At 44.8% G+C, this 24554-nt stretch carries 18 protein-coding genes; 8 read left to right on the top strand and 10 right to left on the bottom strand.

Annotated features, from left to right (window positions below; all coding sequences use genetic code 11):
* Window positions 1–97 precede the first annotated feature (97 nt).
* The 3 genes from QUA42_RS01335 (at window position 98) to QUA42_RS01325 (ending at window position 4180) form a co-directional block, all read left to right on the top strand.
* Complete coding sequence (locus QUA42_RS01335) at window positions 98–664, top strand: hypothetical protein (RefSeq protein ID WP_333134409.1); 567 nt, start codon at window positions 98–100, stop codon at window positions 662–664.
* A 675-nt stretch (window positions 665–1339) separates the two neighbouring features.
* Window positions 1340–2695 (top strand): ATP-binding protein, encoded by a 1356-nt coding sequence (locus QUA42_RS01330; RefSeq protein WP_333134407.1) that lies wholly within the window; start codon window positions 1340–1342, stop codon window positions 2693–2695.
* Between the two features lie 108 nt (window positions 2696–2803).
* Complete coding sequence (locus tag QUA42_RS01325) at window positions 2804–4180, top strand: ATP-binding protein (RefSeq protein ID WP_333134405.1); 1377 nt, start codon at window positions 2804–2806, stop codon at window positions 4178–4180.
* Between the two features lie 169 nt (window positions 4181–4349).
* Here QUA42_RS01325 and QUA42_RS01320 read toward each other — a convergent pair whose 3' ends face one another.
* Window positions 4350–5150, bottom strand: coding sequence for an ion transporter (locus QUA42_RS01320; protein WP_333034732.1), 801 nt, complete (start codon window positions 5148–5150; stop codon window positions 4350–4352).
* A 25-nt stretch (window positions 5151–5175) separates the two neighbouring features.
* Here QUA42_RS01320 and QUA42_RS01315 point away from each other — a divergent pair, with 25 nt between their 5' ends.
* From QUA42_RS01315 to QUA42_RS01305, 3 genes are all read left to right on the top strand, one after another.
* Window positions 5176–7140, top strand: a complete 1965-nt coding sequence (locus QUA42_RS01315; RefSeq protein WP_333134403.1) for a pentapeptide repeat-containing protein — start codon at window positions 5176–5178, stop codon at window positions 7138–7140.
* 190 nt (window positions 7141–7330) lie between these two features.
* Window positions 7331–7852 carry a hypothetical protein gene (locus QUA42_RS01310; RefSeq protein WP_333134401.1) on the top strand — a complete coding sequence of 174 codons (522 nt, stop codon included), beginning with the start codon at window positions 7331–7333 and terminating at the stop codon, window positions 7850–7852.
* Between the two features lie 75 nt (window positions 7853–7927).
* Window positions 7928–8272: an NAD(P)H-quinone oxidoreductase subunit M gene (locus QUA42_RS01305; RefSeq protein ID WP_333034736.1), complete on the top strand. Its 345-nt coding sequence runs from the start codon at window positions 7928–7930 to the stop codon at window positions 8270–8272.
* A 215-nt stretch (window positions 8273–8487) separates the two neighbouring features.
* On the opposite strand, the gene QUA42_RS01300 is transcribed toward QUA42_RS01305, so the two are convergent.
* Entirely contained in the window at window positions 8488–8847 is a 360-nt protein-coding gene (locus tag QUA42_RS01300; protein WP_333134399.1) for a hypothetical protein, read from the bottom strand.
* Window positions 8848–9763: 916 nt separating this feature from the next.
* Here QUA42_RS01300 and QUA42_RS01295 point away from each other — a divergent pair.
* Complete coding sequence (locus QUA42_RS01295) at window positions 9764–12073, top strand: protein phosphatase 2C domain-containing protein (protein WP_333134397.1); 2310 nt, start codon at window positions 9764–9766, stop codon at window positions 12071–12073.
* Window positions 12074–12234: 161 nt separating this feature from the next.
* The gene (locus QUA42_RS01290; RefSeq protein WP_333134395.1) at window positions 12235–12969 is read left to right on the top strand and encodes a glycosyltransferase family 25 protein; all 735 of its coding nucleotides are present in this window, start codon (window positions 12235–12237) and stop codon (window positions 12967–12969) included.
* A 240-nt stretch (window positions 12970–13209) separates the two neighbouring features.
* Here QUA42_RS01290 and QUA42_RS01285 read toward each other — a convergent pair whose 3' ends face one another.
* The 8 genes from QUA42_RS01285 to QUA42_RS01250 form a co-directional block, all read right to left on the bottom strand.
* A complete protein-coding gene (locus QUA42_RS01285) occupies window positions 13210–13905 on the bottom strand; it encodes a CsgG/HfaB family protein (RefSeq protein ID WP_333134393.1) in 696 nt (231 codons plus the stop codon).
* A gap of 293 nt (window positions 13906–14198) precedes the next feature.
* Window positions 14199–14564: a DUF1823 family protein gene (locus QUA42_RS01280; protein WP_333134391.1), complete on the bottom strand. Its 366-nt coding sequence runs from the start codon at window positions 14562–14564 to the stop codon at window positions 14199–14201.
* A gap of 148 nt (window positions 14565–14712) precedes the next feature.
* Window positions 14713–15744, bottom strand: a complete 1032-nt coding sequence (gap, locus tag QUA42_RS01275) for a type I glyceraldehyde-3-phosphate dehydrogenase (RefSeq protein WP_333134389.1) — start codon at window positions 15742–15744, stop codon at window positions 14713–14715.
* A 451-nt stretch (window positions 15745–16195) separates the two neighbouring features.
* Window positions 16196–16507: a P-II family nitrogen regulator gene (locus QUA42_RS01270; RefSeq protein ID WP_223300725.1), complete on the bottom strand. Its 312-nt coding sequence runs from the start codon at window positions 16505–16507 to the stop codon at window positions 16196–16198.
* 1 nt (window position 16508) lies between these two features.
* Entirely contained in the window at window positions 16509–17480 is a 972-nt protein-coding gene (locus QUA42_RS01265) for a sodium-dependent bicarbonate transport family permease (protein WP_333034751.1), read from the bottom strand.
* Between the two features lie 203 nt (window positions 17481–17683).
* Window positions 17684–18418, bottom strand: coding sequence for a glutathione peroxidase (locus QUA42_RS01260; protein WP_333134388.1), 735 nt, complete (start codon window positions 18416–18418; stop codon window positions 17684–17686).
* Between the two features lie 200 nt (window positions 18419–18618).
* On the bottom strand, window positions 18619–20448 hold the full coding sequence (locus QUA42_RS01255; RefSeq protein WP_333134386.1) for a tetratricopeptide repeat protein: 1830 nt from the start codon (window positions 20446–20448) through the stop codon (window positions 18619–18621).
* Window positions 20441–24532: a tetratricopeptide repeat protein gene (locus tag QUA42_RS01250; RefSeq protein ID WP_333134384.1), complete on the bottom strand. Its 4092-nt coding sequence runs from the start codon at window positions 24530–24532 to the stop codon at window positions 20441–20443. Before QUA42_RS01250 ends, QUA42_RS01255 begins: the two co-directional genes overlap by 8 nt.
* Window positions 24533–24554 lie beyond the last annotated feature (22 nt).

Below are 24554 nucleotides of genomic sequence, written 5' to 3'. Positions count from 1 at the left end.
TACTAAGCCATACTGGTAAATATTACAAACTTTTGAAACGAACTCACCAGCCTGCAATTTCACATCTCAAACCTCAAACCTAAAATCTAAAATTCTCATGACTCCCGAAGAAATTAGCAATACCCTTAAAGACTTATTTGGTGACAGTGTTGAGATGCCTGCTGCCACTTCTTGGCAAGTAGAAACGCCCAATTTTCGCCTGTTAGTCCTCCTTTCTGAAGACGGGAGTTGGCTGCGGATTTTGCTGCCGATCGCCGATGCCCAGGAAGCTCAACCATTTCTTGATAAACTGCTAGAAGCTAACTTTGACACCACCCTCGAAACTCGCTACGCCTTACATCAAAACGTTTTGTGGGGAGTATTTCAGCACAGTTGTGCCACACTCGCGGCCGCAGATTTCTCGGCCGCCGTCGCCCGAGTGCTGGCTTTGCAAGAGCGAGGTTTGTCCGACTTTTTCGGCGATTTAATAGAAAGCCGCATCCGTCAAATCATCAAAGCTGCCAAGATGCAGGGACAGTCTGTGGAAACTACCCTTCAGACTTTAGACCGTTTCTACGCAGAGGGATTGATGGGTGAAATGGAACTAGGGCGAGAGTCTCGCGAAAACACTCTCGCGGCTTGGCGGTATCAGCTAGAACGCCTTTGGCCGGAGGTGGAACCCTAAGACGATTGGAGATTGCAGATTGCAAAAAACTTATGACTATCGAGGTTCGGAAGTTGCCTAAAGTTGCATTTCTTTTGACTGGTATAGGGACTGCGGCTGACGGTTAGGATGTTCTTAATTCCACAAACGCTTGCGGAACATTGCTTCTTCCTTCTCTCCTAGATAACTAAAGCCTTCCATCCGTTACATTCGGTTACATCCGAAGAAAGCGAATCGGTTGCCTAACTTTCTTTGGCCTGGGCCCTAGTCTTGACAATTGGAGGCTGCAAGCCCCTTGGACGATGGCTAATCCGAACCCTCGAACCCTCGAAGGATGCCCGTATATTCACAGATCACCTACTCGCGGTTCTCCAATTCCCTTCTATCACTAGAAAAATGGTATAATTTATCACAATAATTCGTTATAAATATTAAACATTTTCCGAAAACACGCGATCGCAGGTATATCATGGTAAAAAGTTTACAGCAGAGCTCAGTAAGTTCCACAACAGCTTCGATCGTTTAATATTGACTTAGAAACAAAATCTTTAGCAGACAATGCTACTGCGATCGGGTTTTCCCATCGGGTGCTGTTGTAATTTCACAAATTAGCAACTACCCGCTACAAATTACCCGTTACGAATTAATAGCAACTTAAGTTGTTCATGAATACAATTTTTAACAGGGGTTTCATCTATGTTTGCTGTGCGTGAGATTAGCTCGGAGTTATCAGTGTTGCATATAGCTGAAATTTGTAATTGGAACCTCTCCTTAGAATCAACTCTCCTAGACCTGCCACTCTACAACTGCCAAATTGAATTAACTCAACAGGCAAAAGAAGTAGCCCAGGCCTTTGAACAAAATTCCATGCTTCCCGGCGTCATTTTGACAGAGGGGGGTAATTTTGTTGGCATAATATCCAGGCGTCTATTTTTTGAAAAAGTTAACCGTCGCTACGGATTAGAAATGTTTTTCAAGCGACCCATAGAGGTATTGTACAAGTTTTCCAAGCCAGAACCGCTGGTACTTCCCGGCAGTAAATTAATAGTAGAAGCCGCCCAGGAATCTCTTTACAGGTCAGGAGAATTAATTTACGAACCCGTAGTAGTGGAAATAGCCCCTCAGACCTACAAGCTGTTAGATGTACACCAATTAATGGTCGCTCAATCAAGAATCCACCAATTAACAAATAAGTTACTCCACAAACAAACCCAAGCCAAACTCATCCAAACAGAAAAAATGGCGAGTTTGGGGAGGATTGTAGCAGAAGTAGCCCACGAAATCAGAAATCCGCTGAACTGTATTTGGGGAAATTTAACTTTTCTGCTGTCCTATTTTGAACACTTGCTTCAGCTAATGTCGCTTTATGAAGAGGAATATTCGGCACCGTGTGCCCGAATTGATGCCCTTAAAAAAGAAATTGAATTTGATTTTTTACAAGAAGATTTGCCGATCACCTTAGAAGGGATGGAGTTGGGAGCCTCGCAATTGCTAAAAATAGTTAACGGGCTGCACCACTTCTCTCACATGGACGAGACAAAACCAGCCGAGACAGACATTCACGAATGCGTGGAGATGACGCTGTTAATTTTAAAAAACCGCTTTAAAAACAGCATAGAAGTGGTTAAAAATTACGGCGAACTGCCGCTAGTTAGTGGCTACTCCGGTCAGTTGAGTCAGGTATTTTTGAATTTGTTGGTTAATGCTCTAGACGCCCTGACAGAGTACGCAGCCGATCGAGAAATACACACCCCGTGCGGGGACAACTGGCAGCCCCAAATCGAAATTACCACTAAAGTTATAGAAACCGAACACGGCAAGAGGGCCGCAATTTGCATTGCCGATAACGGGCCCGGCATTGCCCCAGAAAATCACAAGCAGATATTTGACACCTTTTTTACCACTAAACCAGCAGGCAAAGGCACCGGTATGGGGCTGGCTATCTGCAATCAAATCGTCACAGAAAAGCACGGCGGCCAACTGAGAATGCGATCGCAACCAGGTAAGAATACTGAATTTGAAATTCTCCTGCCTATAGTTGGCACAACATGATTAACTCAAGAATATTCTCGGTTGTTCGCTCCTGCGGTGAAATGATAGGGTAGCTTAGTAGTAGGTTCTCATTTCACTTTCCCAGCGTTTCGGCAACAAAAAGTTCCAGTGGCAAATAAATTCAGTTCCAAACTCCTTGGCCCTTCACTCTCCGAAGGCAGCCATCAAGACCTTTCCCTAGAGTCTACCCTCTGGGATTTGCCCCTGTATGACTTTCAGGTTAAATCGAGCTGCTTGGCCGTGGCAGTTGCCGAAATGTTTGAACAGCATCCCCTAGTGCCGGGGGTCGTCTTGATGGAAGCAGGAGAGTTTGCTGGCATGATATCCCGCAGGCAACTGCTGGAATATTTGCTTAAACCCCAAGGCCCAGAGCTCTTTTTGCACCTGCCGCTGAAAGTTCTCTACAGTTACGCTCGCGTCGAAATATTATTAGTCGCAGAGAGTACAACGATTTTGGCAGCAGCCCCACAAGCTCTGCGTCGATCGCCCGAATTGCAGGCAGAACCGATCGTCGTCCAAATAGACTCCCAATCTTACCGACTCTTAGACCCTAACGCACTAAACATCGCGTACTGGCAAATTCGTGGCATCGAAACTCAAGTCCGCTACGAAAGAGCCCAAACTCAAATGATTCAAAGCGAAAAAATGGCTAGTTTAGGGCGTTTAGTCAACGGAGTAGCCCACGAAATTTTAGATCCGGTAGGCTTTATTTGGGGGAATTTAACCTACGTCAGCGACTACAGCAAAAACTTGATGGAATTGCTCTCAGTTTACGACGCATACTGTACTGACCCCCCACCGGAAATAGCACGGCTCAAGGAAGAGATCGACTATGACTTTTTGCAAAACGATTTCCTCCGAACTGTTGCCAGCATCAAATCAGGAGCCGAACGGTTGAGCAAGTTGGCAACCAGTTTGCAAAACTTCTGCCACATCGACGATATTTATCCCAAACCGACAGACTTGCACGCCAACATAGACAGCATACTTTTGCTGCTCAAAAGTCGTTTGACTAGGGAAATCCAAGTAGTGAAAAACTACGGCTACCTGCCACCAGTGCCATGCTATGCAGGACAGCTAAACCAAGTATTTATGAATATCTTGACGAATTCTATTCATACGTTAATTAACGAAGCAGTCGGTCAAGAATTGGCGAAAGAGTTCAAAGGTGGAGGACTCAAAGACTTCAATCGCCAGCCTAAAATTGAAATCACAACTCAAGTCTGCTGTCCCGAACCGGCGCCGGATTTAGACAAACTTCATGTTCGCTGGGTGTCGATTTGCATATCAGATAACGGGCCAGGAATGTCACCTAGCAAGTACAAAAAAATCATAGAATCATTCTCTACGGAAAAACGCGCTCTCAAAGAAACCAGTTTAGCAGTTAGCTATCAAATTGTGACGGGCAAACACGGCGGTGCATTCAGAATGCGATCGGAGTTAGGCAGGGGCACTGAATTTGAAATTTTGTTACCCTTAGCTTAAAGAAGGAAGAGGCAAGAAGGAAGAAGGAAGAGGGAAGAGGGAAGAGGGAAGAGGGAAGAAGGAAGAGGGAAGAGGGAAGAAGTTACAGTGTATTTTTGATTTATGAAGTACAGGACACGGCAATGCCGTCTCCCTACCGGTTATCTGTACTGCACTCAACAGTCAACAGTCAACCATTCTCTAATTGACTGCCGCACATTTTACAAAATCTAGCATTAGCATCGTGTACAGACCAACCGCAACCTTTACAAACAGCTTCTCCGTGATTAGCACTTTTAACTAAGTGTTTAATCAAATCTCCCAATTGCCAAGGAATTAGAGCAATTCCCGTCAAAATCATCAAAATAGTCAGAAAACGACCGGATTCCGAAATCGGAGTAACATCGCCAAATCCCACGGTGGTCATGGTGACAACCGAGAAATAAACAGCATCCAAAAAAGTTCCAAAACTTTCGGGATTTGCCGGATGTTCGACTTGATAAATTAAACCAGAATAAACAAAAATTATTGCCAGCAAAGTAAACAAAATCCGAGCAAAAATCACCCCATCTTCGCTGCTAATGCGGAAAATAGAAATTTTTAATTCCAGAAAGCGGATGAGTCGGAGAATTCTAAACCAGCGGAAAATTCGGATAAAACTAACGTTGACAAATCCCAGTAAAAATGGTAATATTGCCAGCAAATCAATAATTGAAAAAAAACTAAAAATAAATTTAACTCGATTTTCGGCACACCATAGTCGCAATAAATACTCAAACACAAAAACAACTAAAAGCGCTGTATCGAGAGTTTGCAAATTAATTCTAACAGTTTCCGAAATCGGGTAAGTTTCGGCGATGAAGCTGGTCGAAGATAGGAGAATTAGTCCGGTAAGAGTTAAATTGACGGTTCTGCCAATTGGGGTTTCGATGTCTTCGAGATAAAATCCAATTTGCGATCGGGTTAACATAGATGAGATAATTAATACCATTTATGAGGTAAGGAAATTATCGCATATGAGTATCGAATTAACTAAGGGTGAAAGGTTCAATCTTTCTAAAGAAACTCCTAATTTCAGTAAAATTGCGATCGCCCTGGGGTGGCAAGTCAGCCAGACAGCCCAAAACAGCGACATTGACGCATCAGTTTTTATGTTAGCGGCGGACGGTCGGATTCCCGATGAAAAGTATTTTGTATTTTACAACAATCTGACATCGCCGGACGGTGCGGTGCGACATTCTGGAGACAGCAGGAATGGACAAATTGAGGGAGATGATGAGACGGTTTATCTGGATTTGAGTAAAATCAATTCGGCGATTCAGGAAATTGTGTTTGTGGTGACTATTCACGAGGGACAGGAAAAAAATCAAAGTTTTAGTCAAGTTGAAAATGCTTTTATCCGGCTTTACAATTCACAGACTCTTAGCGAATTGGTTCGGTACAATTTAAATCTGATATTTTCCCAAGAAACGGCTTTAGAATTTGGACGCTTGTATAAGAAGAATGGCGAATGGAGATTTCAGCCGGTAGGACAGGGATATAATGCCGGGTTGCAAAGTTTTGTAGATAAGTATTATGTTGAAAATGCGGTTGAGAAAAGCTCGAATGCTGGTGAGAAGGTTGATGATGCTGAGGTTTTGAGGCAGTTTAGCGATCGGGTCGATCGGTTATTGCGCGAAGAGGCGATCGAGGAGACACCCATTCCAGTATCTAGCGAAACGGTAGAACAGCTGGCTGCTACTCCTGTGAGTGCCGATACTGTGGAATCGGAGGAAGAGGAAAAAATAGATGATTCTGCACTAGAAAATCTGGAACCAGCGCTCACTGCTGAGGATTTTTGCCAGCGGTATAATAACAAAGAACGAAATTTTACTGGAGTTAATCTAGCAGGAGTAAATCTGAGCAGAAGAGTCCTGAGTCAGGTCAACTTTAGTAGGGCTAATCTAAGCGGTGCAGAACTTTCTGAAACAAACTTATACGCTTCTAACCTGAGTGAGGCAAATTTATGTCATGCCAACCTTCACCAAGCCAATCTCAGCTCAGTCAACTTAGGTAAAACACAATTACTCCATGCAAATTTAAGTGAAGTAAATCTGTCTAATTCAAACCTAAGTGAAGCTAATCTGAGTGGGGTAAACCTCAGTAAAGTTCATTTGTTATTGGGAACAAACTTCAGCAGAGCAAACCTCAGTAAAGCAAACTTAACAGGGTTGAATTTGAAGGAATTAAAATTGATGAATGCTGATTTGAGTAATGCCAACCTAAGTAATACTAACCTATTAAAGGCAAACCTTGAAGGGGCAAACCTTGAAGGAGCAAAACTTCAACAAGCGCTCTACAACGCAGAGACTGTCTTCCCCAGAGACTTTGACCCTGTTAAAGCAGGTGCTTGCTTAATCGCTCCTAATGTTTCACTGCAAGAAGCAAACTTAGCTGGTATTTACTTGAGTTATGTAAATCTGAGTGAAGCTAACTTGAGCGGTGCAAACTTAACCAAAGCAAATTTGGAGGGTACACAACTCCTGCAAGCTAATTTGAATAAAACCAACTTAAGCGGAGCCAATCTGAGTCGTGCCAACTTAACAGCGGCCAACCTCATAGGAGCAAACTTGATGCAGGCAAATTTAGGCTCTGCCAACCTAACTGCCGCAGACTTGAGTGGAGCAAACCTGAAAAATGCACAAACAGATGGGGCAAATTTTAGTGGTACTAATCTGAGCAAAGTTAATCTGGTTGGTGTAACTCTTCAATGTAATCTTAGCGGAGCAATGTTAAGTGAAGGAAATCTCTGTGGAGCTAATCTTAGTTACGGCAATTTTAGTGGAGCCGACTTAACTTCGGCCGACTTGCGCGGGGCAAATTTGCAGAATACAAACCTAGAAAAAGCCAACCTAAAGGGAGCGAATCTAAGTGGGGTGGTAAATCTGGAAAAGGCAAAACTCGCAGGTGCAATTATGCCTGATGGCACAATCCACGAATGAATTCGATCGCCAATATTAAAGAGCAAGGTGGGCAATGTATTGGTGCCAATTTTCCACGATATTTCCCGAAGTCCGGCAGGGGTTTAAACCCCTGGCAGGATTTCGGTTTAAGTTGACAACCAATGGCTGGCATGGCCCACCCAAAAAATAGAGTATGATTAGTGGGAAATATCAAGTATATAGATTTTCGATGAATGAATCGGACACGGAAATTATAGAATCTACCCTCAGATGGATGACGGAGTTTGTCGAGTTACCGCATCGAGTTTTCAGCGATTTACCGATTTGTCCCTTCACTAAAAAAGCACGCTTGGCAAATCAAATTTTATTCAAAATCGAGCGATTTTCTGCGCTGACTGAGTTCGATCGCGATTCTGCCATAATGAAATCGATTTATGAATTTTACAATTCGGAATTTGAAATAATGGTAGTAATTAATCCTCAAAAAACAGCCATTACTGCGCCAGAAACTAAAGAATTGATAGACAAACTAAATAATCAGATTTCAGAGTTGGGCTTGCTGGCTTTTCACGTCCATCCCGAAGAAGATTTTAATATTGACGGGCTTCATACTAGGAGGATGCCGTATCCGGGCTTCACCGTTCAAGTAAATTCTAAGCTGAAGCCAGCTTCCGATGCTTTAGAGAAAACTGAATATTACAAAAATTGGACGGCCCAACAACTAAAATATTTCGGGATTCCGAGAAATTGACGATCGCCAGCCCTCCCCGCGCATCTCTCAGCCATTACAATTAATTCAGCAAAAAATCTTTACACATAAGAACTCATGCAGCTCAAGTCAACAACCCGCCATATTCGCATATACACCGCCATCCTCGAAGATAACGAACTCGTACCCAGCAACGACCTTTTGACCCTCGACATTGACCCAGATAACGAACTTAACTGGAACGACGAGTCAGTCAAGCAGGTATATGCCAAATTCGACCAACTCGTAGACGCTTACGAGGGCGAAGATTTGACGGAGTACAACCTCCGCCGTATCGGTTCGGAGTTGGAACACTTGGTACGATCGCTCTTACAAAAAGGCCAAATCAGCTACAACCTCAACAGCCGCGCTGTCAACTACAGCATGGGATTGCCTCAAGTTGATGCCAAAATTCACCTGTAAGGGCGATCGGGCGATCGGCATTTATGTCAACTTAAGATTGAAACCCATAATAAATGTCGCTTGTAGCTGAGTTTCGATCCCTCCTACTTCTCTTAATCAGGGGAGTACGGGGGGAAAAGAGGGTTCTGTTTCGTCTCTCGCTTTGGGGATTGAGGGGGATTTAGACTTGGATACCGAGGAAAGGTGGAGATGGGTAGAATTGGGAAAATCTGCTTTTATTCTTCTTCCTGCTTCTTCCTGCTTCTTTCTGACTCCTGACTCCTGGCTTCTTCCTTCTGCCGACGGTCATCGGACTTGTCCCGCGCATCCCCAGCATCAACCGGAGAATTTGGAACGCGATCGCGTTCCAAAAACTGTTTAACTGCAAGTTGGCGGTTGGTCATAAACTGACCCCAAGCGCCGGGAAACAGCCCATCCAAGGTTTCCACCAGCGCCCAAACCTCAAGATTCATCACTTTGTAATAAAAACTGTGAGAATGTTGAATGCTAGTGAGTATTTCGTCTATTTCAACAGCAGGCGGCAGCTTCGGATCGGGCAAATTCTTGGGAAAGGCGCTGGGCTCATGTGGGGGCATGGTTAAATACTCAACAGCTTGCAGAGGCCGGTCAGTCGATTTTAGATTTTAGATTTTAGATGGACTCCACAGATGAATCTGGGGGCTTGAACTAATATCTAATTTTTTTTGCTGTCCACGACTCCTGTCGGGGGCTTGCGTCCATCAGTAGATGTGAGATTGTCGATTTTATACTTTAGAGGGACTCCACAGATGAATCTGGGGGCTGGAACTAATATCTAATTTTTTTTGCTGTCCACGATTCCTGTCGGGGGGTGGCATCCGTCAGTCGATTTGAGATTTGAGATTTTAGATTGACTCGACAGATGAATCTGCGGGCTTGTATCCGTCTTTGGGTAGGGTTAAATTTAACTTCTGTTGCGAAACTAGGGTGCGAGGCACAGATGACCCTTCGCGAGAAAACCGACAATTGATATTTATTTATACCTGTCGGCTCAGGTGATTTCTACCTAGCTGCATCATACCATTATAGTTAGTCTAAAATTTCAATTCCCTTGAGTGCTGCGATTTCTTCGGAAATGGCCACTATCAGGAATATGCTGAAAACAGCGTGATTTCAAACCGAGGACTTGGGCCTCGCGCGATCGTCTAACTCTGAAAGCTCCTAGCAAAATTCATCGGCGGGTTAACAAAATGGTAGACTATTTGTGTCAGTACAAGACATTAAAACCTACCCCTGGACTGGGGGAAAGTCACGCCTAAAACATTGTCAGGAGATATCACTACGCACACAACAGTGGAAACGTGGTGAGCCCGGGAACCTGAAAAATCAGGATATTAGGACTGCGAAGTCTTAAGAATCTCTGTCTGTTGAGAAAGCGGGGGTGTCAAATAATCGCCACGTATCAACCCGTCGAGGTTCAATCGCTAAAATAGTTCAGATCAGCACGCTTGCCCAAAGGCGTCAGGAACCCTTATGCAAAACTCTGTGGCAAAACACTACTTATGGGCTTTAGGTGAAGGGATCAAAGGGTGTAAGCCAGGCGATCTGATCGCTGGTCGCTACTTGGTCAAGCGCGATCGACTTCTTGTCGATACTCAACCCGAACACTTGCCGGAACTGCCCGATGAGATTCCGAGTGTTGTCACTCCTTATCTGAGACTGTTTGCCTATCAGTTGCACGTACCTCAAGTATACGGCCTGGTATCGTCCAAGATGAGCAAGCTATCGGGAGATATCTGGCTGCTGGAAAACGGGCCTATTTTGAAGGTGACGGAATCTTTAATGCCGGAATTGGCCGACTCCTGGAAAAAAGCTGCAGCGATGCGCCAGCTCAATTGGCTGTGGCAAATGGCCCAGTTGTGGCAGCCGTGTATCGCTCAGGGCGTGGCTTCGACGCTGCTGACTCCCGAACTGCTACGGGTGGAAGGGCAATTGGTGCGGTTTCTGGAATTGCAGCCCGATCGCAAACCGCCTCATTTGTCGCAGTTGGGCAAATTGTGGCAGCAGTGGCTTGAAGATGCTCACCCAACTATTGCCAATTTTTTGAGGCAACTTTGCCAGCAAATGGTTGCCGGCCAAGTGCGCCACGGCGAACAACTGATGGGCCAGTTGGATAAAGCTTTGGCAAAGTGCGGCCGATTTTACGATCGTCACGTTGAAATTGCCACGGGCACGGATGTAGGCAGATCCCGCGCTCACAACGAAGATGCTTGCTATCCGCCTAGCGGTACGCTGTTCGCAGGAAAGCCGGGTGCGGAAGCTTGCGCGATCGTCTGCGACGGTATCGGTGGACAAGACGGCGGCGAAGTCGCTTCGGAAGAAGCAATTGGTGTGCTGCGCGACAAGTTGCAGCAAATGCCCCTGCATCAGGCTAATTGGGACCCCTTGAGCCTGACTTCCAAGCTGGAACGGGCGGCTTGTGCTGCTAACGACAAGATAGCCAGTCGCAACGACAGCGAACACCGCCAAGGCCGCCAGCGGATGGGAACTACCCTAGTTATGGGTTTAGCCCACATTCACGAACTCTACGTCGCCCACGTCGGAGACAGTCGGGCTTACTGGATTACCCGCACCGGCTGCTATCAAGTTACTCTCGATGATAACGTGGCTTGCCGCGAGGTGCGTTTGGGCTACTCTCTCTACCGGGATGCTTTGGAACAAGTGGCCGCCGGAGCTCTGATTCAAGCTTTGGGGATTACTTCGTCCAACACTTTGCACCCGACTGTGCAACGTTTTCCAGTTGATGAAGACTGCGTTTTGCTGCTGTGTTCCGACGGTTTGAGTGATAAAGACCGGGTTGAGGAATGTTGGGAAGCGGAGATTTTGCCAATTCTCGACGGTACCATTAATTTGGGTAAGGCGCGCGATCGACTCATTGAGATTGCTAATACTAGAAACGGTCACGATAACGTCACTGTTGCTTTAATTCACTGTCAAGCACATTTGAGGGAAGACGGCAATACTTTTACAGAACTGTCTGTCGCACCTTTAGATACGCCGATCGAACTAATTTCCGACAGCGAGGATTTGCCAACGGATTTGAATGGGCCGACAAGCCCTGGCGATGGGAATTCTGAAGGAAAAACGCAGTTGTTACAGACGGAAAAAAGCAAAAGTTTATTTTCGCTGCTGCTGAAAATTTTATTTTTATTAGGATTAGGGGGTGTATTTGCTTATTTTTTCATCCCTCCGGTGGGTCGCGCGATCGATACTGCCGGGGAGTCGATTTTCGGGAAACGGGGTTTAATTAATGCTGGAAGGACGCCGGAGAAAACAGTTGAATCTGTAGCTTCTCCTGTCCAATCTTTAGAAACCGGATCGTTTATAGAGATTAAAAGTTCTGCGGCTGGGGAAGTGGGAAAAGAGGGGGATCGCTTGGATTTGCGAGGCGCAATCGGTGAGTTGACTGTCAAAGGAACAGTCCCAGCCGGCAGCGTTTTGCAGGTGACAAACAAACAGCTTACGCCTCAAGGCAATTGGCTGGAATTGAAAGTTTGTTCGCTTCCTGAAATAGTGCGATCGAACTCTCCGAAACCCGAGTCAAATAAAGATTTTTCTACAGTTTCAAAACCGACACTGAATCCATCTCCCGCTGTGGCAACTCCCTCGCCTTCCCCGGCAGTTAAGCCAACAGTTGAAGTAGAAAGCGCCAAGCTGCAACCGGGGGAAATCGGATGGATTCAAGAACAAGCTGCTGTTTCTAAAGTAGTCTCTAACCTAGCTTTAAACCCTACTAAAAAGGGGAAATGCGTTGATGCTGACTCAAATCCCAATGCTAATTAAACTGTTAATGCTAGATTTTGCCGAGGGGATTTGAGTAAGTTTGAGAAAAAGGAAGATACATCTTGCTAAAGATAGAGGAATTTAAGGCAGACAGAGACTTCAATTGAAATCGGAGTCCAGCGAGCCGAAGATTTATCAACTTCTTGATGCGAGATCGAACTATGACGAAAATCACAGACTATTTCCAAGGAGTTTATGCGGTAAATCTGCCTGAGAGGAAAGATCGACGCCAGCTCATAGTCCAGGAATTAGAAGAAGCAGGAATGCCCCTCATGCCCCATAAGGTTGAGATATTTCCCGCAATCCGCCCCGACGAAGCTGGAGGTTTCCCCAGCATTGGGGCGAGGGGATGCTTTTTCAGTCATGTAGCTATCCTCAAGCAGGCAAAACAGCAGGGGTTGAGCAATATCCTGATTGTAGAAGACGACCTAGAAATTTCACCAAAGTTAAGAGCACACCAAGCTGTTATCGTCGAACAACTGTGTCAGCAAGATTGGGATTTCGTCTACTTCGGACACGTCGAAGAGGTTGAAAAAAAGTCTCCTGTCGCCCTCGTGCCCTTTTCTGAGGGCGTAATGACCACTCATTTTTACGCTGTAAATGGCAGGATTTTCGATCGCCTCCTGCGGTTTCTGGAAGAACTGCAACAGCGACCTCCGGGACATCCCGACGGCGGCCCGATGCACCTCGACGGAGCTTATTCTACTTTCCGAGCTCAAAATCCTGATGTTGTCACCTTGATTGCTTCTCCAAACCTGGGGTGGCAAAGGAGTTCTCGTAGCGACATCTCTCCTAATGCCTGGTTTGACCGTGTACCTGGGGTCTGGCAATTGGCAGGTGCAGCAAGAACAACCAAAACATGGCTGAAGCGTAGCCTTTCTACTGAATTGAGCTAGAGTTTAAAATAGTTTACTCAGCTCGAATGTGTGAGAACAATTGCCCGGAAAATAATTAATACCAAATCCGGGTTTATTACTCCCTTGATGAAGGAGGGGGTTGAAACCTTTTAACCTCATACTATACAAATAAAGTATGCCGCAGTTTACGCGACACGACCTAGGCTCGGACAGAGTAAGAGATCCAGGAAATATTTATGCCGGATTTGGTATCAGCATATTTGATATGATGCTTGATTGCTAACCTAATTTCTTAGATACCTCTGCAAGTTTAGTCACCATTTGTGAGACGGCTTTGTCAACTGCGGCGCTCAAAAGTGAGTCTTCATTGCTGCTGCCAGAATTGCCGCTGACACCTCTGACAGAAATATTAGAATCGCTTTGATCGGCTTCTCCTACTGCTTTGGCAGTGGCAAGAATATCTCCCGAAGCTGTACCGATTAACCGCACATCTATTTGAACGGTAGCTTTGGTTTTTTGTGAACCAGCGCCGATTCCCATGAAACTGCCGCCGCCGGATTGTTTGTCGATATTAAACTTGGTAATGGTGCCGATGAGCACGGCGTCAACTCCTAATTGTTTGCCAATTTCGGCTGCTGTGCCGGCATCCATCGCACCGCTGCGGTTTTGCTGTTTGAGAACTTGTTCGAGTTTGCTGCGATCGACTACGGTATAAGTGCCGTTGTTGACGAGTTCGTTGATTAAAAGTTCGCTGATGCCTTTGGCGGCGCCGACTCCCCGGTAGGAAGTGTAATAGCTGTTGGTGGTGCCGTAGTCGAAGTCCATGACGACTAGGCGCTTTTTGGCGGTAGCTTGGGCGAGTTGGGTTGCGGGTTGGGTGGTGGCTGGCGTGGCGGTCGCATTGACTGAAACGCCCGCTAGCATTAGGGTAGCGAGGGAAATGCTGGTTAAGCGAGATATAGTGGTTGTTTTCATAAAGCTTTCCTCACAGTTGTTTTGTGCCGACTCTAGGATACTTTACGGAACAGCCCGATGTCAGGCTTGGGGGTGAGGATGTTGGAATTGGCGGTTTTTAGTGTTTTTTGACTTTGCAACAGACTTAATTCTTGTTAATGAACTGCAGAGGACGCAGAGGACACAGAGAAAGAAAGGAAGAGTTTAATCAAGCTTCCAATCCTTTATAGGGCTTTAGGGGTTGTCCGGCCAAAAAATCTAATATCTCTGTACTGTAACGGTGGCCACAACCGCACAGCCATCCAAAATTCCAGTTACGCCCCAGATTCGATAAAACCCATCAACCAATTAGCCATCGTCGCCCTGCGAGTCTGTCGGGGCCCAAATTCCCCAATTTTATAGCCTTTAAACCCCAATTTTTCCTTCAGCAACTGCTTGTTTTCTGGAGGAGTCGATCGAGTCAATTTCACTGTCGCCGGTCTAGAATCGATAAAATCGGGCGGTTCCGGGTACTCTTGCCGCCACTCGGCTGCAACACCTGCACTGTTCCACTTGCCAGTCTCGGCATCCCAGCGGTAGCCCAGATACTGCCAAACTAATCGGTTGACGGCAGCATCGTCGATTTCTTCGTTGAGAATAGCCCAAATAGTTTCGTTATTCAGCGGTGGTAATTCAGACATGAGCGCGATCGAATCGGAAATAAAAAAGTTTAACTCACATTAAATAATATTATCAGAAACGGGCAAGATGCCCGTTCCACAAAAAATCATAGGAATTGGTTTGTGGGGTGGGCACGCGAGCCCGCCCAAAATGCCACACCCCAAAAAATTAATTATTCAAAATTCCGTCTTTCTCGGCCATAGACAGCATTAAGTCAATCACGCGACTAGAATAACCCCACTCGTTGTCGTACCAGGAAACCACTTTGAAAAACTTAGAATTCAGTTCAATTCCCGCACCTGCATCGAAAATGCTCGATCGCGCGTCGCCCTGAAAATCTGTCGAAACCACTGCATCCTCAGTATATCCAAGAATGTTTTTGAGTTCGCCCTCTGAAGCTTTTTTCATGGCCTCGCAAATTTCTTTATAGCTAGTTTCCTTCGCCGTTTTGAAAGTAAGGTCAACTACAGACACGTCGGGAGTTGGCACGCGCAAAGCCATTCCCGTCAATTTCCCTTTCAATTCTGGCAAAACCAAAGTAACAGCTTTTGCTGCACCGGTCGAAGATGGAATAATATTTTGAGCCGCACCGCGTCCTCCTCGCCAATCTTTTTGGCTGGGCCCGTCTACAGTTGGTTGAGTAGCTGTCATTGCATGAACTGTAGTCATTAAACCTTCTTCCAAACCGAAGTGATCGTTGATAACTTTGGCAATTGGTGCTAAACAATTTGTCGTACAGCTAGCATTAGAAACAACCGTATCTTTTGTCGGGTCAAATTTGTGGTGGTTGACGCCGACTAGAAAAGTTGGAACTTTTTCCGGGTCTTTTGTCGGTGCTGAAAGTATTACTCGTTTTGCTCCCGCCGTCAAGTGTTTTGATGCGCCTTCAAAATCTGTAAACAATCCGGTAGATTCTACAACATAATCTGCGCCGGATTTACCCCAGGGCAATTCGGCAGGATTTCTAATCGCTGTACAGGGGATAAAATTTCCGTCAACGACAATCCCGTCTGGTTTGCTTTCAACTTCGCCGTCGTAAATGCCGTGGGTGGAGTCGTATTTGAAAAGATAAGCCAGGTTTTCTGGCGAAACTAAGTCGTTAATGCCGACAAATTGGATGTTGGGGTTTTTGATGCCGGCACGCATGACTAGCCGTCCGATGCGACCAAATCCGTTGATGCCAACTTTTAATGCAGCCATGTTTAAACTCCTCTTGAAAATCTCGCTAGTCGATCGGGCGATCGCCTGTTGTGGCTTAGAATTTACCACGCTAACGGATTTTGGCAACTGATTCTTTTCTATCTCTTAAGAATTCTGAATTCGGCTCCGGCTGGGAAAGGCAATTAATCCTGAAATGACCGCTGACTAATGGCTAATGGCTGCTTTTTGTCAAATTGTAAAAGTGCTATAATAGACAGAAATTATTGTCAAAATTGCCTTTTTTAAATCAGGCTAAAGTAATAATAAAAAACTTATCCAAAAGCCGAAACGGATTAGCCTTATCACCAGTGGCGATTGTTGGAACCAAAGCCTGGGATTAAAGTCGCAGATACGCGCAAGGACACGGCATTGCCGTGTCCCTAAACATATTGCGTAGAATCTATGTGTAGCTCAATTTTTCCGCATTGGTATAATCACCAATAACTAATGACTACCCGACGCATCTAGTAATTAGCAATTCCACCGCATCTGAAATAAAACACGACCCACCAAATTTATTGAGCACGGGTCTAATATTTTCTGCAACTGCTGAAACTTGAGCTGGGGAACAAAAAGCAAGCACATAAATGTTATCCAGCGCCGTCATTGATGAATCACGGGAAACGTGATCCCTAGTGCTTTTTCCAGCGACATCACGAATCACCGAATAACCGGGTACGCCAGCTTTGTCTAAACCGTCTAAAATCTTGCCGAGTTCTACTGAATGGGCTATGATTTCTACTCTTTTGACTGACTCCATCATCTCACCTCCAAAACATATTGATTCCGTATAGATACAGGGGAATGCCTACAATGATATTAAATGGAAATGTCACTGCTAAGGCAGTTGAAATGTAAAGACTTGGATTCGCTTCGGGAACAGTTAGGCGCATGGCTGCTGGTACTGCTATATAAGAAGCACTCGCGCACAATACCGCAAACAGCAAAGTGTCTCCCTGCGGCATTCCGATTAATTTGGCTATTACCAAAGCAATTACTGCGTTAACTATCGGAATTAGGATTGCAAAGCCGATCAGAAAAATTCCTGCTTCTTGCAAATCTTTAATTCTGCTGGCTGCAACCAGCCCCATGTCTAGCAAGAAAAAAGTCAGAACTCCGTAAAACAAGTCTTGAGTAAACGGACTCATAACTTCCCAACCATGTTCTCCTGTCAGTACGCCCATTATTAGGCTGCCAATCAGCAGAAAAACTGAACTGTTTAGGAATGCTTCTTGCAACACTTCCGGCCAAACTATTTCGCGTTTTCCTTCTTCCCCGCCAAATATACTGACTAGAATCAGACCAACTATAATTGCTGGGGATTCCATTAATGCTAGCGCGGCTACCATGTAACCGTCAAAGTCGATCCCCTGTGCTGTGAGGAAGGAGGTTGCGGTGATAAATGTGACGGCGCTGATGGAACCGTAGGTGGCTGCGATCGCCGCGGCATTGTAAGAGTCGAGTTTTATCCTCAGTATGAAAAAAGTATAAATTGGTACTAGCATTGACATCAGCATCGCTGCCAAAATTGTCAGGGCGATTTGCTGGTCAATTCCGCTTTTGGACAGTTCGACGCCACCTTTAAATCCGATCGCAAACAGCAGGTACAGCGAAAACAGTTTGGGGATGGGCGCTGGAATTTCTAAATCAGATTTGAGAAAAATTGCCAGCATTCCCATGAAAAAAGCTAATATTGGGGGATTTAAGATATTTGACGATACTAAACTCAAATCCACGATCGGTCACTCCCATTTCTTGCGTTTTTAATATTACTTCCCCAGTAATTGTTGCACGAGAATGGATCAATAGACCGATCGAACTTTTGACACCGAAGCTTGATTACGCTAAATACCCCCCAATACGGCAAAGGTGCACAGTACGCACCGTACAACGAGTAAGGTGTGCACTGTGCACCTGCAGGCTAATTATTGTTGTTTAACTAAGCAACTGCCAAATAAGACTCTAGGGCTTCGGAACCACCGATCAACTTGCCGTCGATAAATACTTGCGGCACAGTTGTAGCCCCAGTCATAGCCCGGAGCGATTTGGTTGTGATCTCCCGGCCCAAGACAATTTCTTCATAATCCAAGCCCTTTTGACTCAGCATTCCCTTAGCCTTAGCGCAGAAGGGACAGCCCATTTTTGTAAACAGTGAAACTAGCTTCGGCTTGGTTGCTGCGGAGTTGATGTAGTTGAGCATTGTCTCGGCATCGGACACTTTGAAAGGGTCGCCCGGTTCCTCTGGCTCAATAAACATTTTTGCAACCACGCCATCTTTTACCAGCATCGAATAACGCCAAGACCGCTTCCCAAAGCCTAAATCTGTTTTGTCTACCAGCATTCCCATGCCTTGGGTAAATTCGCCGTTACCGTCGGGAATTAACGTCAGATTGTCTGATTCTTGGTTTTTTGCCCATTCGTTCATCACAAAGGTGTCGTTGACGGAAATACAAACGATATCATCTACGCCATTTTCTTTGAAAACTTTGGCCAATTCGTTGTAACCGGGGAGGTGCGTTGACGAACAAGTGGGAGTAAAAGCTCCCGGCAGCGAGAAGACTACTACGGTTTTACCTGCAAATATATCATCCGTGGTGACATCCACCCACTCGTTGTCTTTGCGAGTGCGAAAGGTGACTTTGGGTACTCTTTGACCTTCTTGGTTCGTCAGCATGATTTTAAATTTTTGGGTACTTGGGTTCAATTCCTTTGCTTACTTTAGCGTACTCATAACGAGTATGACTTGTCAAGGGGAGGCGGGTTTTTTTTAGTCAGTTGTCAGTTGACGGTTGACCGTTGACCGTTGACCGTTGTCAGTTGACTGTGGTGAGCTTTCCAGTCAACAGTCAACAGCTAACAATGCCCAATGCCCAATTACCAATCAAGTTTTCGGCCTAAATACTCCTCTAACTGCTGATTGTAAGGTCGAAAATAATCCCTTAACCAATCGCGAATTGATTGATTGACTGGCTGGTAAGAACCGGGATTAGCATTTTGGTATTCAGACAATTGATATTCCGGCAAATCTAAGAATTCTAAAACTTGCTTGACAGTTGTCGCCGCACCTGCATAAAAATCTTCACTTTTCAAAATTAACAACTGTTCTGAGGGAAAGAAAGCCCGCCAGTTTTTTATAAATTCTATGTACCTACCGCGAGCTAAATAATTTCCTGGTTCCTCGCCGATGATGTATTCTGGATTTTGATTCAACCGTTCAATTTCATCGCTAATTACTCGATCGAGCGATCGCGCTTCCCAATTTAAGCCAGTCAAGCGGTAAAATTGAGAAATCGCCCGATCGACCGGATTTCGCAAAAGTACAATCAGTTTAGCCTCTGGAAACAGCCTGTAGAGCCGTTCCGGTGCTTCCCGACAGTCAAAATAGCTCGGACTTGCTTCGCCCGTCAAAAATTGCTCTCCCGGAGGCATGGGCGGAAAATGAGCCAAATACCAATCAATCCCTCTGTCAAAGTGCCACGAGAAAAAATCCATCTCCTTTTTAATCGGAGTCAAAATTTGCGGGTGTTGGGCTAAATAAGTATAAAGAGAAGTTGTGCCGCACCGCTGAGAACCAATAATTATAAAGTTAGGAAATTGGACTGGTTTTAAGTCCCAATTTTGTAGAACAGGCATCTTGCCTGTTCTATTACTTAGAATAGATGCAAAACTTTGTTTAAAACTGACTGTTCGATAAAAATCAATCGCCTCGGCAATTTTACCTTGCCTCGTCAAAGCTTCTCCCAAATTCAGATAAGGCCAAAAAGCCTCCGGTTTAGCTGCAACAACTTCGCGGTACAAGTTCTCAACTTCATCCAGCTTGTTTTCCCTAACAAAAACTTCCCACAAATTGTAATAAAACCACCAAGGAAGATCGGGATTTATTTCTATTGCTTGGAAAAATGCCGCCGCCGCTTCCTCCCAATATTTTTGGTGGCTCAAAACAGCACCTAAATTGTAATAAGACCAGCAATCATCGGGTTTTTGGGCGACAGTTGCGCGAGAGGAGGCTAATGCGCGATCCTCTTCGAGGGCAAGGCTTACGCACTTTTCTTGCTGCTGCAACAACTCCTCTAATTTCGCTGAGTTGCCTTCATAAGTCGGCATATTTGTCAATAGCAAATTGTAAATAATTATTGCGCTTTTTGGGCGATCGTACTTGGCTAAATTATTTCCTAACAGCAAATAAAACTCCCAATTTTCCGGTGTAATTTGCAATTGAGATTGTTCTAACACTAAATTTAAATCTGACTCTGTTTGTCCGAGAGCGTATCCCAACTTCTCGTAAATTCCCGGCAAATCGCCGTCAATTTCAATAGCTTTTAAATACGTAGCGATAGCTTCATCCCACTGTTTTAGTTTAGTTAAAGCGTCGCCTAAATTGCAAAAAGACCAAGCAAAATCAGAATTGAGGGCAATCTCGCAGCGGTAAGCAGCAGCAGCTTCTTCCCATTGCCGAAGTTTCACGAAAGCATCACCCAGATTGTGATAAGACCAAGAAAAATCAGGATTTAATTCAACAGCTTTTTTGTAAGCAGTGACAGATTTCTCCCACTTTTCAAGTTTTAGCAAAACATCGCCTAAACTGTGATAAGACCACGAAAAATTGGGATTTAATTCAATAGCTTTTGTATAAGCAGCCACAGCCTCATCAAACCGACCGCTTTCTTGCAGGGAATTTCCCAAATTGTGGTAGTCATTATCCATGCAAAACTCCTGCAATAGTCAGTAATTTTTCCAGCGAGTTCAAATCCAACCGCATATTCTTATGTAAAGGTTTTGTCGGAGTTCCATCCTCTACCAAATCGCCAATTAAATAGTAATGTTCCAAACCGCACAAATTGCTAATCATCCAATAACAATGCGGAACGTAAAGGGGAGAAAAAATCTCAATTACCTTAGTTCCGGAACTGCAAAAAACTAGATTAGTCAATCCCCCTCCGTGAGGTGCGACAACTATTTTAGCAGCCGCCAAACACGATGCTTGTTCCGCTATCGACATCGTTTCCAACTTGACACTGCGAAACCCTAATTTTTCTAAGTATTGAAGTACCTCTTCCTCGTTGACAATCCGCCGATAGGATGCTTGTTGGCGGCTGATATAAATTCGCTCTGAATAGTCTGTATTTATCCGCTGCTTTTCATTTAAAAATGTCTGTTTTAGAAATTCACACTTCCATTTTGAAACCGCTCCCGATCCGTCATAAGATATTGACGGAACTATTAATTTATCGGCGGTAATGTGTAAACTGCAGCGACTTTCTAAAAGTTTATCTTGAGAAATTTCTAAAGTATTTAAAGTTTCTGCTTGATAGGAAGAATCCGAGGCATTGACAACAAACTTATCTATAGTTTCTATCAATCCGCTCCGCTGCAAAAGGTCAAATCGCGTAATCACATCAAACATCCAATGAAAATAAGCGGCTCCACCCCAGCGAGCCGATAAAAAAGCCACATTTCCATCGACGTGTTCAGCGGGAGGCAATTTGTCGGAAGTGATTACCAATTCAGCACAACCCATTGAAATATCAGGAACAAGTTTATTGTCTGAAGTAATGACGGCGCTAGTCACAACATCTGCCCAAGCTCGTCCGTTTGGCAATACGGCAACAAAAGCTTTTCTGGAATGACTTTGATGTTCCCAGAATCTACGGCTGCTATCGATTGTTTTGGACTCCGATAAATTGAATTGACTCGCAGGATGGATGTCAATGCAGGTGAGGTTAGGATTGGATTCTGCTGTAACGGTCAAATCTTCTGTAAATCCACAGTATTTTTTGAGAATACTTAAAGGTAAATTTTGATTACTGCATTTTGCCCGATCGCTCTCATCGACTTCTTCTTGTTGTTCCAGAGCATAACCTATATTATCGTAAGCTTCAAACAAATCCGGTTTAATTTGCAGGGCTTGAACTAAATTAGTGATGGCAGGTTCCCACTGCTGTTTTGCTATGAAACTCAAACCCAATCCTTCGTAACACCAGCAGGATTTTGGATCGAGATTGATGCCTTTTTCGTAAATGGCGATCGCCCTTTCCAATTCCCCTTGACTCCGCAGTGCATCACCAAACTTTTTGTACAGCCAACTATGCTCAGGTTCTAGCTCAATAGCACGATCAAAAGCCCCGGCTGCTTCCGACCAATTTTCTTGTAATTCCAGAACTTCCCCCAAACTATTGTACAGCCAACAATCATTGGGGTTTAATTCAATAGCTTTGCGGTAAGCCGCCGCCGCTTCTTCCCAATTTTCCAGTGCAACCAAAGCCCTACCTAATCTCTCGTAGGACCAACAGAAATCGGGATTGAGTTCAACTAACTTGTGGTAAGCAACAGCAGCTTCCTCGCACTCAGAAATCTCCATCAGCACATCGCCTAAATTGTTGTAAGTCCAACAAAAATCTGGATTTAACTCAATAGCTTTGCGGTAAGCAGAAGCGGCTTCGTCGTATTCCTCAACCGCCTGTAAAGTTTCCCCCAAAAAGTGGTAAGCCCAACTAAAATGAGGGTTGAGTGCGATCGCCTGTTGGTAAGCGGCCCGAGCTTCTTCCAACAGTTCTTTCTCTTGCAGAGCTTTACCCAACTTGTGGTAAGTTAAGTAGTTGCCAGACTTAATTTTACTAGCTGTTTGATAGCGGGCGATCGCTTCATCCAAATAACCGGCATTTGCCGCAAGATCCCCCAACTTTTCCCAACCCAGAGATAACAGAGTTTGCTCTTCGCCCAAACTTTGATTGCCAATTTTTTTAACAATCAGTTGATAGCCTTTGTGTACTACTTCTAACTGACTTCCAAACATCTCCAAAAAAACATCTATGCCAATTTTTGTATCTTGCTCCGGGCTGTCGGGAAACGTAAACTCGTAATCGTCAAAAATCATCAGTCCCCCAACTTTCACCAACCTCCAAGATAAAATCGCATCTTGTAGAGCACTGGTGGGTTTGTGACAGCCGTCAATGTAAGCAACATCGTAATATTCCGAAGTCAAATTCACTAACAAATCTTGAGAGTAACCTTCTAATTCAATTACCCGATCTGCTGCTCCAGTTTTAACAAGATTTCCCTTAAAATGTTGTTGAAAATACAAATCAATACAAGTAATCTTTGCCGTCGGATGAGTTAAAATATTATCCAGCAGCCAGCAAGCAGACATTCCCTGAAAACTGCCGATTTCCACAACTTGAAAATCCGCCATTCCGGTAAATTCCTGCAAATGCCGTTTCCAAATAGGAATATTGTGGGTAAACCAATCTTGAGTAAATTGATAATTTTTTGACGCACACTCAGGCCAACCCCTCAATTCGCCCGCTTTTTGGTGGCAAATAATTGCTTCTTCTAATTCCCCTAATTGCGGTAAAATATTTCCTAAATCGTTGTAAGGCTTAGAATTGCTCGGCTCGATTTCAATTTGGCGACGGTAAGTGGCAATTTGTGCGTATAACTCCTGTTGTTTCGCCCGAACATCATGGAGTTGGGCGACGACTTCCGCAGCATTGGGTTCAATTTGCAGTGCCATGCTATAAAATACGATCGCACCTTCCAACTGCTTCTGTTTTGCTAAACTATTGCCTAAATTTATATAAAACTCCGCTCCATCTAACTCAATTCCCAGCAAGCTGTGGTAAATTTTCCCGCTTGCAAGTACCTCGATACCTTGACAATAAGTTTCGATTGTGCTGTCTAAACCCGATTCGCTCCGCTTCCGCAAAACATATCCCAACCGCTGATTAATTCCCGTCAAATTAGGCTCAATCTGAACCGCGTGCAGGAAAGCAGCCACAGCTTCATCCCAAGATTTTTCGCAGGTGAAGGCAATTCCCAAATTGACATAAAACCAAGGAATATTTGGATTTATTTCAATAGCTTTGCGGTAGCAACTAATAGCTTCGGACCACAGTTGTTTTTGAGCCAAAGCGTCCCCTAAGCAATTGTATGCCCAGTAGGAATTATCATTAATTTCCAGAGTCTGACGGTAACATTTAATGGCTGCATCAAAGTCCTTTTTTTGCGCGAAAACATTACCTAAACCCACGTAAGCACGAGCGTAGTTGGGATTGAGTTCGAGGCTTTTGTTGTAACAGGCGATCGCCCGATCTAATTCTCCTCGCTCCGCCCAAGTTTTACCCAAACTGTGGTAAGATTCAAAAGAATCTGGATTGATGGCAATGGCTTGTCGGTAATTGGCGATCGCCTCATCCCACCGCTTTTGACCAACCAGCATTTCCCCCAAATTGTGATAAGCTGTTGCTAGGTTTGGATTTAACGCAATTGCCCGCGAATAACACTCAATAGCGCGATCGAACTTTCCCAATTCAACCAAACTATTTCCCAGAGTGACGTTTTCCTCAGCAGTTGCCCACTTCGGCTCGATATTAAAAGCTTGATACCAACAGTCTGCCGCCTCTTCTCGCTTCTCTAACTGCGTCCAAATTCTCGCCAACTGCCGATAAACAGCAGCAAAATTCGGCGCTAGCGAAATTGCTTTTTCACAATTTGCGATCGCCTTTTCCCACTGTTTCCCCTGAGAATACAAAATACCGAGATTAGCATAAACTTCCGGCAAATTTGGATTGCGATCGATCGCCGATTCATACCACTGCTTAGCTTGCTCGATTTCACCTCGAACCTGCATCACCTTTCCCAGCGTCTGGCAAGCTGCAGCCAAATTCGGTTCAATTTTCAACGCTGACTCGCAAGCAGCAACTGCCTCATTCAACTTTCCTTCGGCTAAATAAACTTCTGCTTGCCGACTCAAATCAACCGCTGCCTTTTCCATCTTCTCAATCGAGGGCATAATTAAACTTGCTCCAGACACC

The organism is Microcoleus sp. Pol11C2 (assembly GCF_036701505.1).
Taxonomy (GTDB): domain Bacteria; phylum Cyanobacteriota; class Cyanobacteriia; order Cyanobacteriales; family Microcoleaceae; genus Microcoleus.
This window is presented reverse-complemented; position numbering and strand designations above follow the sequence as displayed.

Excerpts from the sequence above, each read along its gene's own strand:
- QUA42_RS01255 (WP_333134386.1), bottom strand. The coding sequence starts at position 20,448 with ATGGATAATGACTACCACAATTTGGGAAATTCCCTGCAAGAAAGCGGT.
- QUA42_RS01280 (WP_333134391.1), bottom strand. The coding sequence starts at position 14,564 with ATGTCTGAATTACCACCGCTGAATAACGAAACTATTTGGGCTATTCTC.
- QUA42_RS01260 (WP_333134388.1), bottom strand. The coding sequence starts at position 18,418 with ATGCTGACGAACCAAGAAGGTCAAAGAGTACCCAAAGTCACCTTTCGC.
- QUA42_RS01335 (WP_333134409.1), top strand. The coding sequence starts at position 98 with ATGACTCCCGAAGAAATTAGCAATACCCTTAAAGACTTATTTGGTGAC.
- QUA42_RS01270 (WP_223300725.1), bottom strand. The coding sequence starts at position 16,507 with ATGATGGAGTCAGTCAAAAGAGTAGAAATCATAGCCCATTCAGTAGAA.
- QUA42_RS01250 (WP_333134384.1), bottom strand. The coding sequence starts at position 24,532 with ATGCCCTCGATTGAGAAGATGGAAAAGGCAGCGGTTGATTTGAGTCGG.
- QUA42_RS01315 (WP_333134403.1), top strand. The coding sequence starts at position 5,176 with ATGAGTATCGAATTAACTAAGGGTGAAAGGTTCAATCTTTCTAAAGAA.
- QUA42_RS01285 (WP_333134393.1), bottom strand. The coding sequence starts at position 13,905 with ATGAAAACAACCACTATATCTCGCTTAACCAGCATTTCCCTCGCTACC.
- QUA42_RS01295 (WP_333134397.1), top strand. The coding sequence starts at position 9,764 with ATGCAAAACTCTGTGGCAAAACACTACTTATGGGCTTTAGGTGAAGGG.
- gap (WP_333134389.1), bottom strand. The coding sequence starts at position 15,744 with ATGGCTGCATTAAAAGTTGGCATCAACGGATTTGGTCGCATCGGACGG.
- QUA42_RS01300 (WP_333134399.1), bottom strand. The coding sequence starts at position 8,847 with ATGCCCCCACATGAGCCCAGCGCCTTTCCCAAGAATTTGCCCGATCCG.
- QUA42_RS01310 (WP_333134401.1), top strand. The coding sequence starts at position 7,331 with ATGAATGAATCGGACACGGAAATTATAGAATCTACCCTCAGATGGATG.
- QUA42_RS01330 (WP_333134407.1), top strand. The coding sequence starts at position 1,340 with ATGTTTGCTGTGCGTGAGATTAGCTCGGAGTTATCAGTGTTGCATATA.
- QUA42_RS01290 (WP_333134395.1), top strand. The coding sequence starts at position 12,235 with ATGACGAAAATCACAGACTATTTCCAAGGAGTTTATGCGGTAAATCTG.
- QUA42_RS01305 (WP_333034736.1), top strand. The coding sequence starts at position 7,928 with ATGCAGCTCAAGTCAACAACCCGCCATATTCGCATATACACCGCCATC.
- QUA42_RS01320 (WP_333034732.1), bottom strand. The coding sequence starts at position 5,150 with ATGGTATTAATTATCTCATCTATGTTAACCCGATCGCAAATTGGATTT.